Source organism: Paracoccus sphaerophysae, from assembly GCF_000763805.1.
Classification (GTDB): domain Bacteria; phylum Pseudomonadota; class Alphaproteobacteria; order Rhodobacterales; family Rhodobacteraceae; genus Paracoccus; species Paracoccus sphaerophysae.
Genome location: NZ_JRKS01000001.1, coordinates 1 through 13,315 on the forward strand (window position 1 = coordinate 1; position 13,315 = coordinate 13,315).

Sequence of the window (13,315 nt, forward strand, 5' to 3'; positions counted from 1 at the left end):
CGTCCTTCAGCGCCTCGATCCGCAGGTGGCCGTCCAGCAGCAACCAGGTCGCGGACTTGTCGGGGTTCCGGACGACGACGGGCGGCTCGACGATCCCGATCTGGGCGATGGAAGCCACGATCTGCCGGTACTTCCGGCTGGATTTCGCGGACTTGCCAAGAGCGCGCAGCGGCAGGATCGCGTCGATTGGGAGGGTGACGCAGTCGTCCTCGAACCCGAGCGTGACGCTCTTCGGGACGTCGCGAGCGTCGCGCTTCATGCCAATGTCCCCTCGGTCACGGACCGCGCGAGATCGGCGGGCATCGTCTCAAGCCCCTCCGCCCGGAGCAGGGTCATGAAATGCGCATCCGCACAGAGCTTGCGGAAGGCCTCGCGGACGAAGATCAGCCGGCTCTGGGTGAGCTCGGCCTTCTTGATCAGAAGCTTCTGGCGCGTGGCTTCCTGCTGATACGCCCGGACAAGGCCCTCGCTCGTCAGCGCCCGTTTCGGAGGCTTGCGTCCGAGTTGGTTGCTGTGGAGCTGCGGGCCGCGCAGTTCGCGCTGCTGAATCAGGCGGCGCACCAGCGCCAGCTTCCGTCCCCGCAGCTTGTTCTGAGTATAGGCGTCCATCAGTGCCTTCTGTGCGCCCTTGGCGTCCGTCTTGGAAATTTGGATGGCCAGATTCAGCGGAAGCACCCCGGTTTCCACGGCCGAGACCAAGCGCTCCTCGCCTTTCTCCAGCAGCCCCGCGATCATGTTCACATATTCGGTGGAAACGCCGATCTTCTCGCCGATCTGACGGTCGTTGTAGCCGCGCTGGCGGAGCGCGCCGATCTCGCGCATCAGGTCGATGGGGTTGTGCTGCCGCCGCGCACAGTTCTCGACGAGGCTCATCACGAGGCAATCGCTCTCGTCAGCGTCGATCACAATGGCGGGGATGTGGTCCTGCCTCAGTTCGACGAAGGCCTCGAGGCGGCCCTGACCGCAGACGAGGTCGTACTCCTGCGGATCGGTCCCGGGGCGCGGTGCCACGGTGATCGGGCGCTTCAGGCCGATGCGCGCGATATTCTCCACCATCGCCTCGAACGTGCGACGGTTGCGGACACGGGGATTGAGAACCCGTATCCGTTCGGTCGGGATCAGGGTCACCTGCTTTTGGCTGGTCGGTTCCATGTCGTCGGGCATCACGCCACCTCCGCGATCCTGGCCCGCGAGGCGAGCGCGTAGAAGAAATCGAGCGTGTCGAACCGGTACGCATCTAGAGCGAGGCCGTTTTGCTCGGCGAATTTCAGTTTCGCGAATGTCATGTCGATGCTGGGCAGCACGAAATAGTCGCGCGGCGCCTCGTTCAACTCGTCCATGCGTACGGCGATGGTGATGTCCGGCACCAGGCCAGTGTCGAGGCGGATGCGCCAGCGCAGCGACCCGGCCGCCGTCGCGGTGCAGCGGGCCAGAACGATGGACACAGTGAACTCGTCGTTGACGCGCACCAGATCGGTGTCTGGGTCCTGTACGGCCGACCCGCCGTGTCGGGTGATGCCGGCGATGATTTGGGCCACGACCTGCGGATGCGCCTGCCGCAGCGCCCGGTTCACCTCGATGTAACTGTAGTCGCGGTCCGGCTCGTAGCCGATCAGACGATAGGCGCGCAGGAGGCTGCCGAAGCGGCTGCGATAGGCACTGGAGGACGGCAGGTCGTCCTCCTCGTCGATGATTAGGCCCGAAAGCACGCCCTGTCGCTGAAGGATTGCGCGCAGCGCGTCGAGCAGTTCCTCGTCCGAGAAATGCCGGCTTCGGGCGTCCACGATTTCCCGCGCACGCAGGAAGAGCGCCTGATCGACGATTGCCGGATAAGCGCCCTCGGCCCGGATCCACATCTCGCGCGGGTTCACCACGCGGCGCTGCTTCAGCTTGAAGGACACCTTGTTGAAGACGTTGTTCCCGATGTATTTTTCGTTGGTCAGCACCTGATGGACGGTCGCCCGGGTCCACGGTCGGTCGAGATCGGTGCGGTGCCCTTCGGAGTTCAGAAGCTCCGCGATCTCGCGCTCGGACCGCTCCTCGTTCACGAACATCTCGTACATGCGCTGGACGACCCGCCGTTCCTCCTCGGGGCCGGGGACCAGGATGACGCGGTCGGTCTGAAGGCTCTTCTGCTCGCCGCGGGACAGTTCGCCCTTGGGGTTGCCGTGCTCGTCGATCAGCACCCGCCGCAGCCCGTATCCTGCCGCGCCGCCCTGGCGATAGCCCAGCTCGACGAGGCGGCACTGCCCGGCGAAGACCTTCACCGACAACTCGCGGCTGTACTCGCCGGCCATCACGCGCTTCACGGTTTTCAGGAGGTTCGAGCCGATGCTGCCGTCGTTCTCGAACTGCTCGCCGCAGTAGTGCACCCGGATCCCGGCGCGGGAACAGACATGCTCGTGATAGGCGCCTTCATCAGCGTCCTGAAACCGGCCCCAGCGGCTGACGTCATAGACGAGGATCGCCTTGAAATCGGCCTGGCCGGATTGCACCTCGGCCATCAGGTTCTGCAGCGCCTCCCGGCCATCGAGCCGCAGCCCGGAACGCCCTGAATCCTCGAACACACGCAGGATCTGCAGGCCGCGGGCGGCGGCATAGCTGCGGATGACGTCCAGCTGGTTCTCGGTCGAATACTTCTGGTGATCGGTCGACATCCGGACGTATGCGACGGCGGGCACGTCGGGCTCTGATTGGCTGGCGCCAGTCTCCCTGCTTGCCTCACGCCCTCGCATCTGCCCGGCTCCAGTTCACGTCGCAGCAATCCGGTCGGGACGGTCCGGACCGTTGTGCATGCTGCCGCGATCATTCGAGCATGCGAGCGCCGGAAAGTCGTTTCCGGAAAAGGGCAATTCCTTTCCGTGCTCGCCGCATTGGCGGATACCCTGCAGCGCGCGGCCGTCCACGCGCTCGATCATCTCCGGTCCCGTTTCGCAGTTCATATCGGCCACCTTCAAGTGAGTGGTCCGTTCCAACAGGCGGCTAAACAGAACCGCCGCGGGAACAGATGGATTCTGCCGTTTTCATGGCTCTCCAAAGATTTAGCGGAGAGAAACATGAAGATGCGCGTGAAGATGGGCACAGTTTTGCCGAAGATGGGCACAGTTGTGCACCTCGATGAGATCCCCAGCGACTATCGCGCCGCCATGGCCGTGGCATTGCACGCTGAGCTCGGATCGACCCACCGGGCGATCAAGTCCGCCATGCGGTGGACAGGTGCCAGCGAGCGGACCGTGAAATACTGGTTCGCGGGCGAGCGGGGGCCGAGCGGCGATCACCTCGTGTCGCTCGCGCGTCATTCCGATGTCGTGCTGATCGCACTGCTCGCGCTGGCAGGCCGGTTGATTGTGGAGGAGGCCGAGGACCAGCAGCGCCGATAGGGAGTCGTGTCGCGCGGCCTCGCTACTCTTGTATCGTGTTCGATTTTGGTTATCTTGAATACACACCGAGCAGGGAGAGCGCCATGCCTCGCACCACCACCATGACCGTTCGCGTGAGCGGCGCCCTCAGCGAGTTCGTTGCGGCCAACGTCGGCGAGGACGGCGCCTACGAGAACGTGAGCGAGTATATCCGTGACCTGATCCGTCGCGACAAGGAGCGTGCGGAGCGCGAAGCGTTCGATCGTCTGAAGGCCGAACTGAATCGTGCCTTCGCCGCGCCCGAGGACAGCTACAAGCCGCTGACCGCTGCTGAGGTGATCGCCCGGAACCGGACCTGAGCCCATGGCGATCCGGGTCCAGGAGGCGGCCTCACTGCGTCTCGACGAGATCTACCGATACACCCGCGACCGCTGGGGCGATGCGCAGTCCGAAACCTACATCACCAATCTGTTCGCCGCCTTCGAACAGATCGAGACACGCGGCGTCATGTCGAGGCCCGTGCCGGCCGAATTCGGAGTGGAGGGGTATTTCTTCCGCTACGAGCGGCATTTTGTGTGTTGGAGGCACCTCTCCAACGGCGACATCGGCATTGTCACGATCCTCCACGAGCGGATGCATCAGTTTGATCGTCTCAAGGAGGATTTCGGTTAAGTCCCAGTCCAGAAGTAATTTTTCTGGATAGCGCGGGTACTGCGGCCTACGGGTCAGACTTGGAGAACGTTGGATTCCGGTCCCGCTCCCTCCGCCAGTTCCCTTCAAGGAATCGTTCTCCCGATCCCGCCGCGGCCGGATTTTCCCGTTGCTTTCGAGGGTTATGCGCGGTTGACTTTGCACTGGCGTCCTCGCTGCAGCAGCCGGAATGGTTCTCTAAAGCCCGATATTCTCCGGACCTCTCGACTACTAGCATCCGGTGTAGAGCCCGTAACCGATTGAAAATATTGGGGCAGATCCTCGCGCCACCTGAACACTTCGACGCCGGTGGCGTTCGTGAGATGGAACAGAAATCGAACTCCTGCAGCGAGCTTCAATCCGACAGGGGAAGCGCGTTGAGGTCTGACCGGATTTGTCGCCACCCCGGCATGTTTCGATCGACGGTGTTCAAGAAGAGCTCGTCGTGTCGCGGTGATATGAAATGGGCCATTTCATGCAGGATGACGTAGTCGAGGGCGGCCAGAGGCTTCTTCGCCAGGTCGAGGTTCAGCCACACCAGCCCCTTTGCGGGATTGCAGCTGCCCCACTTCGTCTTCATCAACCTGATGCCCCACCGCGGTACCGGTACGCCCATCCGAGAGCTTGACCAATTCCCACCCGTCAGGGAGAGCTTCCGCGGCACTCATCCCGCCACCCCCATCGCCGCCAGATGCCCGGCCACCCGCACATCCAGCCCGACCAGATCCTTCATGATCTGCGGCAGGGTCTGGCCATAGCGTTCGGTCAGCACCCGCACGCGGGCGGTGAGCGTTTCCGTCCGCGCCTCGACCTCGGCCCCGATGGCAGCGGTGATGTCGGCCAGCCACTTGTCCTGCACCACAAGGGTCTGGATTTCGCCCATCGTCAGGGTGGGGTATTTCTTCAGCACGGCCTCGGTCAGCCGGGCCTCGGCCTCTTTCGCCGCGCGCTTCGCCTCGGCCTCGCTTTCGAACAGCGCGGCCACCTGTTTCAGCAGGGCCTTTTCGTCTGGCTCCAGGCCCCTGTCCTTCAGCCGCGCCTTCACCCCGCCCGCCGTCAGCTTGGCCCCATCGGCCATCAGTTCCTCGAACAGCCCGCCCTCGGCCCCGTGTTCTTCGGCCAGTTCTTCGATCTCGCGCCCCAGTTCCTCGGCCCGGGCGGTGGCCTGATCCAGCGCCGCCTTGAGGCCGGCAAAGAAGCGCGCGGTGATCAGGGCTGGCGGGATCACGTCGGCCACAAGGCGGACCTTGTTCACCGTCAGGTCGCCCTCTTCCAGCCATGTCACCTTGCCGTCGTCGCTGGTCTCTTTTCGCGCCTCGCGCAACTCGCGCGCCGCCAGCCAGCCGCCGCCCGCGATGATGAACACATCGTCCTGCATGGTGGTGGCCCAATAGGCCATCAGGCGCTGATAGGCCTCATACTTGTCGACGAGGGGGGCGGCGTCGAAGCGGGTGAGCATATCCTCGGCAATGGTGTGGATCAGGTCGCGCGGGTGGTCGCCTTGGCTGATGCCCATCAGGAGAGGGGTGTTGGCGGTGATCCAGCCGTCCAGGATCGCCGCGACCTGCGCGCGGAAGGCCGCGAAATCCGCATGGTTGCGGATGGTCGCGCGCACCTGATCGGGCACCACCAGCGGATCGGCATAGCCCGGGCGCGGGTTCGGCCCGAAGAGAGTGGCACGCAGCGTGGGCATCACGGCCCAGAACTCGCCCAGCGCGTCAATATCCCGCTCCGGCACGCCGCCATGCAGGTGGGCGGTGATGTCCTGCAGATCCTCGGGGTCGGAGCCGTCGATGTAGCGGGGGATGTTCAGGTTGAAGTCGTTGCGGGCGATCTCGTCGAATGGCACGAGGCGGGAATAGCCGGGGATCGTCTGCTGGCGGGTGAAGGCGTCGATGATCTTGTGGATGTCACGCTCGCGCAGGCGGTTCTTGTTGCCGTCCTTGATGAAGCCCCTGGAGGCGTCGATCATGAAGACGGGGCGGTTGGCGATAGCCTCGGACTTGTCGAGCACGATGATCGAGGCGGGGATGCCGGTGCCGTAGAACAGGTTGGCGGGCAGGCCGATGACGCCCTTGATGTAGCCGCGTTTCAGGATCTTTTCGCGAAGCTTTGCCTCGGCATTGCCGCGGAACAGCACGCCGTGCGGCAGAATGACCGCGCCTGATCCGGTCGCCTTCATCGAGGCGAGGATGTGCAGAAGGAAGGCGAAATCGCCGTTCTTGGCGGGCGGTTCGCCATCGTCGAAGCGGCCGTATTTCGTCTCGGCCGTCTCCCCGCGGCCCAGGCCTTGGCCGAGAAGGGCGGGTTGGCTACGACGAAGTCGAAGGTCTGCAGGGTGTGGGCATCGGCCAGGAAATGCGGTTCGGCGATGACATCGCCCTGCGCGATCTCGGCCGTGGCGCGGTTGTGCATGATCATATTCATGCGCGCCAGGCCGCGGGTGGCGATGTCCATCTCCTGCCCGAAGATGGTGATGGGCACGCGGGCGGTCTCGGCAGCTTTCAGCAGCAGCGAGCCCGAGCCGCAGGTCGGGTCGTAGGCGGTTTGCTTCGGGCTGGTCGCGCGGCTGACGCCCGCCACGGCGGCGACGACGCGCGACACCTCGGCCGGGGTATAGAACTGTCCCTTGGATTTGCCCGCCTCTGTCGCGAAGTTGCGCATCAGGTATTCGTAGGCGTCGCCGAGGATGTCGTCGCCGTCAGCCCGGTTCTTCGAGAAATTCAACTCTTCACGGCTGAAGATGTTGATCAGCGCGGTCAGCGTGTTGATCATCTTCTGGCCGCGTCCGAACTTCTCTGCGTCGTTGAAGAAGGCCCGGTCGATCACGCCGCTGAGGTCATTCTCCTCGGCGATGCGGGCGATGATCGTGTCCATCCCCTCGCCGATGTTCTTGGACCCGCGCAGGGCCTTCATGTCATCGAAGGATGCGCCTGGCGGCACCTCGATCAACGCGTCGGGCTGGCCCGCGCGGTCGGAGACGTATTTCACAAAGAGAAGGGTGAGGATGTAATCCTTGTAAAGCGAGGCATCCATGCCGCCGCGAAGCTGGTCGCAGCTTTCCCAAAGGGATCGGTATATGTCGCTCTTCTTGATGGCCAATTGATGCCCCTGCCAATTTCTGATGCCCCATCTTGGCGGCACGGTTTGGATAGGGTGCTCAGGGGATTGCGCTATCTATCCGATGTCTGTCTTGACCATTCAACCGGAAACGGCTCCAGAACCCGCGCAAGTGTCAACTCCGGCCGCTGCCTTCCATCCAGGATCGCCTCAACGATATCTGGCGCCAGAAGGGTCAGGTGCAAGAGGCGAGCCATGTAAGTGAAGGCGATCCCTTCCATCTCAGCCAGTTCGGAAATCGACGCGAACTCGCCCGAGTCCAGCATCCGCTTCCAGCGAAACGCGCGGGCCAGTGCCTTGACGAGTGCGTCATCGGGGCGGCGCGGGGTGGACGCGCCTTCGGGCAACTGCATCTCCTTCCGCCCCCCACGCTTCACGAGGCGGAACGGGACATGGATGGTGACAGTATCGGGGACCGGGGTGGCGCGGGTCATGCGGCTGCTCCTATGTCGGCGGTGATTTCGCGCGCCAGCCCGGCCAGTCCGTCCATACGCAGCCGGACGTTCAGGCCTTCCGTGACGATCTCGACCCCCTCGATCATCAGCGCCACGATGCGCGCCTGTTCGGCCGGGAAGAGTTCGTCCCACAGCGGATCCAGCCGGGTCAGCGCCGCGCGGGCGTCGGCCTCAGAGATGTCGTCGGCGTGGGCACGCGCGGCCTTCCAGGTGGCCACGACGATCTCCGGCTGGCGGAACACGGCGCGCAGCTGGTCGATGACGGTGGCCTCGTTTTCGCCGGCGGGCACGCGGCCGACCGGGCAGGACCCCGCGCCGTGCTTCAGCACTGTCTTGCTGACGTAGTACACGGCCTTGGTCGCAGTGGGCACGGGAGGGGAGCTGTTCAGTCACAGCGTCGCAGCTGCTACGGCAGGATTCTTTCCCACAGCCCAGCGAAGTGCGCCAGTGTCCTAGGGCGTCCAGGATGAAGTGGGGGAAGAGAAGGCGGACCTGTCTCGGCGAGACAGCACTAACGTAATGAAATGACTAGTGTAATCTTGAATATCTGGTGGAGCCAAGGGGAGTCGAACCCCTGACCTCTTGAATGCCATTCAAGCGCTCTACCAACTGAGCTATGGCCCCACCGGAGGTCCGGGCAGCAGCACCTGCCGCCCGCGTGGGGGGTCGTATAGGGGCTGGCTTGGCGGGCCGCAAGCGGAAAAAACAGGGCGGGACGATCTTGGTTGGGGCCGCTGGAAAAGGAGGAAGAGCGGCTCGGCACAAGGGGATTTCGGGACGGCTCGTCGCGGAGGTGCAATCGCGGGAACGCTTCTGTGACAGATACACGCCGGCGGAGAAGCGATAACGTGTTCATCGGCGTGAGCGCCGCTGTGTCCAAATGTTGGATACTGTGCCTGATCGCATCAAATCTGCTGCAGTCATCTGCGCTTCGAGAGCCACGACGTGGCGCTGATCGGCGAAGCGGACAGGTGACCTGGGACAGGGCACCGGGTTCTACGTCAACGCGACGGACGACCCGTGGAAACCGCATTTCCGGATGTGCGACTATGTCGTCCAGGAGCTGCCGGGCCCCGCTGGGTTCGGCGTGACCAACCGCTACGAGGTTCGCGGCATACTCGCTGATCGTATCTTCGGGTGTGCGATGGCTGGGCGCCAAATATGTGCACCTTCCCGCGGCGTCTCCGCGTGCAGCAGGCGTGGCCGACAGGCAAGCCTCAGGGCCGCCTCGCCCAGCGGACAGGCAAAGCCTGAAAGTGAGGCGTTGTTCGCTGACCCGCGGACACCAGCGGTGGACCACGCGAGAGCGTGGCGCCAGACTGGCCCAGGAGGCCGAGCGATCCCGTGGACCACCCCTGCATCCTCGCAGACAGTCCCCGGCGCCTTGGCGCCGAGGGGCCAGTCTCGCAGGCCGCCGGCTACCCGGCTACTCCGCGGTCAGCAGCGGGGTCTTGTCGCGGCCGAGGCGGGGGGCGCCGGGGCCGTCGATGTCGAAGACGGGCTTGTCGTCCTCGATGCGGACCTTGACGACCCCGCCCTTGGCCAGGCGGCCGAACAGGAGCTCTTCGGCCAGGGGTTTCTTGATCGATTCCTGGATGACCCGGGCCAGCGGCCGGGCGCCCATCCTGTCGTCATAGCCCTTTTCGGCCAACCAGTTGGCGGCTTCGGAGGTCAGCTCGATGTGGACGTTGCGGTCCATCAGCTGGGCCTCGAGCTGCAGGATGAACTTTTCGACCACCTGCACGATCACCTCGCGCGGCAGCGGCGCAAAGGAGATCACCGCGTCAAGCCGGTTGCGGAATTCCGGCGTGAAGGTGCGCTCGATCGCCTCCTTGTCCTCGCCCTCGCGACGCTGGCGGCCGAACCCGATCGCCGCGCGCGCCTGGTCGGCCGCACCCGCGTTCGAGGTCATGATCAGGATCACGTTGCGGAAATCGACCTGCCGGCCGTTGTGGTCGGTCAGCTTGCCGTGGTCCATCACCTGCAGCAGGATGTTGTAGACATCCGGGTGCGCCTTCTCGATCTCGTCCAGCAGCAGCACGCTATGCGGATGCTGGTCCACGCCATCGGTCAGCAGCCCGCCCTGGTCGAAGCCGACATAACCCGGAGGCGCGCCGATCAGCCGCGAGACCGCGTGCTTCTCCATGTATTCTGACATGTCGAAGCGCAGCAGCTCTACCCCCAACGTGTGGGCGAGCTGCTTGGCGACCTCGGTCTTGCCGACGCCGGTGGGGCCGGCGAACAGGTAGTTGCCGATCGGCTTTTCCGGTTCTCGCAGCCCCGCGCGGGCCAGCTTGATCGACGAGGACAGCGCCTCGATCGCGGCATCCTGGCCAAACACCAGACGCTTGAGCGTCTTTTCCAGGTCGCGCAGCACCTCGGCGTCGTCCTTGGAGACGCTCTTCGGCGGGATCCGGGCGATCTTGGCGACCACTGCCTCGATCTCTTTCGGCGAGATGACCTTCTTGCGGCGGTTTTCGGCGACGACATGCTGCGCAGCCCCCGCCTCGTCGATCACGTCGATCGCCGAATCCGGCAGCTTGCGGTCGTTGATGTAGCGGCTCGCGAGTTCCACCGCGGTCTTGATCGCGTCCGAGGTGTAGCGCAGGTCGTGATGTTTTTCGAAGCTGGGCTTGAGCCCCATCAGGATCTTGATCGCGTCCGGCACCGAGGGCTCGTTCACGTCGATCTTCTGGAACCGACGGCTCAGCGCGCGGTCCTTTTCGAAATGCTGCCGGAATTCCTTGTAGGTGGTCGACCCCATGCAGCGCAGCTTGCCGCCCGACAGCGCGGGTTTCAGCAGGTTCGACGCATCCATCGCCCCGCCCGAGGTCGCCCCGGCGCCGATGACGGTGTGGATCTCGTCGATGAAGAGGATCGCGTCGTCGTGGTCCTCGAGTTCCTTCACGACCGCCTTCAGCCGTTCCTCGAAGTCACCGCGATAGCGGGTGCCGGCCAGCAGCGCCCCCATGTCCAGCGAATAGATCGTGGCCCCCGACAGCACGTCCGGGGTTTCGCCGCGGGTGATCTTGAGCGCCAGGCCTTCGGCGATGGCGGTCTTGCCGACGCCGGGATCGCCGACCAGCAGCGGGTTGTTCTTGCGGCGGCGGCACAGCACCTGGATGCAGCGCTCGACCTCGTCGGCGCGGCCGATCAGCGGGTCCACGTCGCCTTCGGACGCCTTGGCGTTCAGGTCGACGCAATATTTGGCCAGCGCGGTTTCGTCCTTGGGCGCGGGCTTTTCCTCGGCCCGGGCGTGGTCATCCTCGGCCCCCTGCACGCTGCGCGGTTCCGAGAAGGACGCGTTCTTGGCCACGCCGTGGGCGATGAAGTTCACCGCGTCATAGCGCGTCATGTCCAGTTCCTGCAGGAAGAACGCGGCGTTCGATTCCCGTTCCGCAAAGATCGCGACCAGCACGTTGGCGCCGGTGACCTCGTTGCGGCCCGAGCTTTGGACGTGGATCGCCGCGCGCTGGATCACGCGCTGGAAGGCGGCGGTGGGCACGGCCTCCGAGCCTTCGACGTCGGTGATCAGCGTGGACAGGTCGTCTTCGATGAAATCGCTGAGCAGGCGGCGCAGTTCGTCCAGATCGACGTTGCAGGCCCGCATGACCCGCACCGAATCCGGTTCCTCGGTCAGCGCAAGCAGCAGATGTTCCAGCGTCGCCAGCTCATGCCGATGTTGGTTGGCCAGCGACAGGGCGGCATGGATCGCCTGTTCCAGGGTATTCGAGAAGGACGGCACGACACTGCTCCTGTCAGTCGGCTGGCGGTCTGGACGTTGGCTCGTCCACCTGACCAGACTGTCACGATACGGTTAAGAATTGGTGCATTTCGGCCTGACGCAAGGGGTTTCTGACCCCTGGGCAGCCGAAGCGGCGGCGGTTTTGACAGATGTGATCACGCGGGTGGCCTGTTTCAAGGCGCCCAGGCTATCCACGGAAGCCGTCCTTCTCGCGCCTGAGCCGGGCAAATGCGGCCGCCGCATCCTCGCCCGGACGGGCCAGCGCCGCCGCGCGCAGGAAAGGGTTCGTCGCCTTTTCGTCGGCGAGCGTCGCCGGAGAGGCCGGGCGCTGCCCCGCCAGCGTGGCGTCCAGCCGCTGCCGCAGCGCCGCGTTGTCCGGGTCCACCGCCAGCGCAAAGGCGCCGTTGCCGCGGGCATAGTCGTGGCCCGAACAGATCAGCGTCTCGTCGGGCAGGGCGGCCAGCCGAGAGAGCGAGTCCCACATCTGCGCGGGCGTGCCCTCGAACAGACGCCCGCAGCCCATCGCCATGAGGCTGTCGGCGGTGAAGGCCAGCCCGGCGCCGGGCAGGTGATACGCCACGTGGCCCACCGTGTGGCCGGGGACGTCAATGACCTCGACCCGCTCGCCGCAGAACTCGGCCGGCGTGCCGGGGGTCAGCGGTCGGTCAAGCGCCGGCAGGCGGGCCGCATCCGCTGCGTTTCCCCAAACGGTGGCGCCGGTCGCGGCCACGATCTGCGGCACGGCCTGGATGTGGTCGTCGTGGTGGTGGGTCAGCAGGATCGCGTCCAGCCCCCAGCCGCGGCGGTCGAGTTCCGCCAGGATCGGCGCCGCCTCGGGCGCGTCGATCAGCGCGGTCTGGCCGCCGCCATGCACCAGATAGGCGTAATTGTCGGTCAGGCAGCGGATCGTCACCAGGTCGGTCATGTCGAAGGCTCCGTTGGGCATCGGAACCAGGTTAGGGGCTGCCGGCCCGGGGTGCAAACCGTGATGCTTGACCTCGGGCGCCGGACCCGGCCCATTGGCGCCATGCATCATGATGTCGTCGACCTGCGCCGCTTTTATTACCAGCGCGCCCTTGGCCGGGTGGTGCAGCGGGTGCTGCGGGACCGGATGACGGCGATCTGGCCGCCCGAGCAGACCTCGGGGATGACCGTCGCGGGCTACGGCTTCGCGGCGCCGCTGCTGCGCCCCTATCTGGCCTGCGCGCGGCGGGTGACGGCGCTGATGCCGGGCCCGCAGGGGGTGATGCCCTGGCCGGCGGGGGCGCCCAATCACAGCGTGATCTGCGACGAGGAGGCCTGGCCGCTGGATACCGGCAGCATTGACCGGCTGGTGATGCTACACGGGCTGGAAACCGCCGACCACCCGGCCGCCGCCCTTGCCGAGGCGTGGCGCACGCTGGGGCCGGGGGGGCGGATGGCCATCATGGTGCCGAACCGTGCCGGGCTGTGGGCGCAAAGCGAGACGACGCCGTTCGGGATCGGCCGCAGCTATACCCGCGGCCAGCTGGAGGCGCAGGCCCGCGCGACGGGCTTCGTCCCCGAGGGCGGGGGGGCGGCGCTGTACATCCCGCCCTCGGACCGGCGCTTCTGGTTGAAAAGCGCGCAGATGTGGGAACGCACCGGCACCCGCATCGCCCGCCTTCTGATCGCCGGCGTGGTCATCACCGAATTCGTCAAGCAGGTCAGCGCCCCGGTCGGTCCGGGCCGGGCGGTTCTGGTGCCAAGTCCGCTCGAGGTGCTCGAGGGGATTCGGCGTCCGCGCCCCGCCGCGCGGCCCGCGCACGGCAATTCCGTAGGCCGGGCGGTGCCGCCTCGGGCCGGGGACGAGACGAATTCCGCGCCCGATCGCGGCTGTTAGCGCAACCCGCGCCGGGTACCGCCGTCTTTGGTCGGAAACGGCGCTCTTTCGCGGCTTGTGACAGTTGCACATGCCGTTCAACTGC

General features: G+C 65.4%; 13 protein-coding genes, 1 tRNA gene and 2 pseudogenes. 4 read left to right on the top strand and 12 right to left on the bottom strand.

The window, feature by feature from the left end; genetic code table 11:
* The 4 genes and pseudogenes from IC63_RS00005 to IC63_RS00020 form a co-directional block, all read right to left on the bottom strand.
* A pseudogene (locus IC63_RS00005) lies at positions 1 to 259 on the bottom strand (plasmid partitioning protein RepB C-terminal domain-containing protein); the annotation flags it as partial.
* On the bottom strand, positions 256 to 1,164 hold the full coding sequence (locus IC63_RS00010) for a plasmid partitioning protein RepB C-terminal domain-containing protein (protein WP_036715776.1): 909 nt from the start codon (positions 1,162 to 1,164) through the stop codon (positions 256 to 258). The pseudogene IC63_RS00005 and the gene IC63_RS00010, both read right to left, overlap by 4 nt.
* Complete coding sequence (locus IC63_RS00015) at positions 1,164 to 2,735, bottom strand: recombinase family protein (RefSeq protein ID WP_036715780.1); 1,572 nt, start codon at positions 2,733 to 2,735, stop codon at positions 1,164 to 1,166. Before IC63_RS00015 ends, IC63_RS00010 begins: the two co-directional genes overlap by 1 nt.
* A 15-nt stretch (positions 2,736 to 2,750) precedes the next feature.
* A complete protein-coding gene (locus IC63_RS00020) occupies positions 2,751 to 2,951 on the bottom strand; it encodes a hypothetical protein (RefSeq protein ID WP_232222465.1) in 201 nt (66 codons plus the stop codon).
* Positions 2,952 to 3,056: 105 nt separating this feature from the next.
* Here IC63_RS00020 and IC63_RS00025 point away from each other — a divergent pair, with 105 nt between their 5' ends.
* The 3 genes from IC63_RS00025 (at position 3,057) to IC63_RS00035 (ending at position 4,031) form a co-directional block, all read left to right on the top strand.
* Positions 3,057 to 3,380: a hypothetical protein gene (locus tag IC63_RS00025; RefSeq protein ID WP_036715782.1), complete on the top strand. Its 324-nt coding sequence runs from the start codon at positions 3,057 to 3,059 to the stop codon at positions 3,378 to 3,380.
* An 83-nt stretch (positions 3,381 to 3,463) separates the two neighbouring features.
* Positions 3,464 to 3,718: a ribbon-helix-helix domain-containing protein gene (locus IC63_RS00030; protein ID WP_036715786.1), complete on the top strand. Its 255-nt coding sequence runs from the start codon at positions 3,464 to 3,466 to the stop codon at positions 3,716 to 3,718.
* Positions 3,719 to 3,722: 4 nt separating this feature from the next.
* Positions 3,723 to 4,031, top strand: a complete 309-nt coding sequence (locus IC63_RS00035; RefSeq protein ID WP_036715787.1) for a type II toxin-antitoxin system RelE/ParE family toxin — start codon at positions 3,723 to 3,725, stop codon at positions 4,029 to 4,031.
* A gap of 373 nt (positions 4,032 to 4,404) precedes the next feature.
* Here the strand turns inward: IC63_RS00035 and IC63_RS00040 are convergent, their stop codons facing one another.
* The 8 genes and pseudogenes from IC63_RS00040 to gloB form a co-directional block, all read right to left on the bottom strand.
* A complete protein-coding gene (locus IC63_RS00040; protein WP_084115273.1) occupies positions 4,405 to 4,665 on the bottom strand; it encodes a M48 metallopeptidase family protein in 261 nt (86 codons plus the stop codon).
* Positions 4,666 to 4,713: 48 nt separating this feature from the next.
* Positions 4,714 to 6,336, bottom strand: coding sequence for an N-6 DNA methylase (locus IC63_RS18615; RefSeq protein WP_269634649.1), 1,623 nt, complete (start codon positions 6,334 to 6,336; stop codon positions 4,714 to 4,716).
* Positions 6,228 to 7,151: a class I SAM-dependent DNA methyltransferase gene (locus IC63_RS19025; RefSeq protein WP_198026203.1), complete on the bottom strand. Its 924-nt coding sequence runs from the start codon at positions 7,149 to 7,151 to the stop codon at positions 6,228 to 6,230. The genes IC63_RS18615 and IC63_RS19025 overlap by 109 nt, the downstream gene beginning before the upstream one ends.
* 71 nt (positions 7,152 to 7,222) lie before the next feature.
* Positions 7,223 to 7,603: a hypothetical protein gene (locus IC63_RS00050; protein WP_036715788.1), complete on the bottom strand. Its 381-nt coding sequence runs from the start codon at positions 7,601 to 7,603 to the stop codon at positions 7,223 to 7,225.
* Positions 7,600 to 7,971 (bottom strand): annotated as a pseudogene (locus IC63_RS00055) (recombinase family protein); the annotation flags it as partial. The gene IC63_RS00050 and the pseudogene IC63_RS00055, both read right to left, overlap by 4 nt.
* A gap of 201 nt (positions 7,972 to 8,172) precedes the next feature.
* A tRNA-Ala gene (locus tag IC63_RS00060) sits at positions 8,173 to 8,248 on the bottom strand.
* A gap of 802 nt (positions 8,249 to 9,050) precedes the next feature.
* Positions 9,051 to 11,369 (bottom strand): ATP-dependent Clp protease ATP-binding subunit ClpA, encoded by a 2,319-nt coding sequence (clpA, locus tag IC63_RS00065; RefSeq protein ID WP_036715789.1) that lies wholly within the window; start codon positions 11,367 to 11,369, stop codon positions 9,051 to 9,053.
* Between the two features lie 187 nt (positions 11,370 to 11,556).
* Entirely contained in the window at positions 11,557 to 12,294 is a 738-nt protein-coding gene (gene gloB / locus IC63_RS00070; RefSeq protein WP_156965300.1) for a hydroxyacylglutathione hydrolase, read from the bottom strand.
* A gap of 102 nt (positions 12,295 to 12,396) precedes the next feature.
* On the opposite strand from gloB, the gene IC63_RS00075 reads away from it, so the two are divergent.
* Positions 12,397 to 13,230: a methyltransferase domain-containing protein gene (locus IC63_RS00075; protein ID WP_156965306.1), complete on the top strand. Its 834-nt coding sequence runs from the start codon at positions 12,397 to 12,399 to the stop codon at positions 13,228 to 13,230.
* Positions 13,231 to 13,315: the final 85 nt, after the last annotated feature.

Excerpts from the sequence above, each read along its gene's own strand:
- IC63_RS00010 (WP_036715776.1), bottom strand. The coding sequence starts at position 1,164 with ATGCCCGACGACATGGAACCGACCAGCCAAAAGCAGGTGACCCTGATC.
- IC63_RS00015 (WP_036715780.1), bottom strand. The coding sequence starts at position 2,735 with ATGCGAGGGCGTGAGGCAAGCAGGGAGACTGGCGCCAGCCAATCAGAG.
- IC63_RS00025 (WP_036715782.1), top strand. The coding sequence starts at position 3,057 with ATGAAGATGCGCGTGAAGATGGGCACAGTTTTGCCGAAGATGGGCACA.
- IC63_RS00030 (WP_036715786.1), top strand. The coding sequence starts at position 3,464 with ATGCCTCGCACCACCACCATGACCGTTCGCGTGAGCGGCGCCCTCAGC.
- IC63_RS00035 (WP_036715787.1), top strand. The coding sequence starts at position 3,723 with ATGGCGATCCGGGTCCAGGAGGCGGCCTCACTGCGTCTCGACGAGATC.
- IC63_RS00040 (WP_084115273.1), bottom strand. The coding sequence starts at position 4,665 with ATGGGCGTACCGGTACCGCGGTGGGGCATCAGGTTGATGAAGACGAAG.
- IC63_RS00050 (WP_036715788.1), bottom strand. The coding sequence starts at position 7,603 with ATGACCCGCGCCACCCCGGTCCCCGATACTGTCACCATCCATGTCCCG.
- gloB (WP_156965300.1), bottom strand. The coding sequence starts at position 12,294 with ATGACCGACCTGGTGACGATCCGCTGCCTGACCGACAATTACGCCTAT.
- IC63_RS00075 (WP_156965306.1), top strand. The coding sequence starts at position 12,397 with ATGCATCATGATGTCGTCGACCTGCGCCGCTTTTATTACCAGCGCGCC.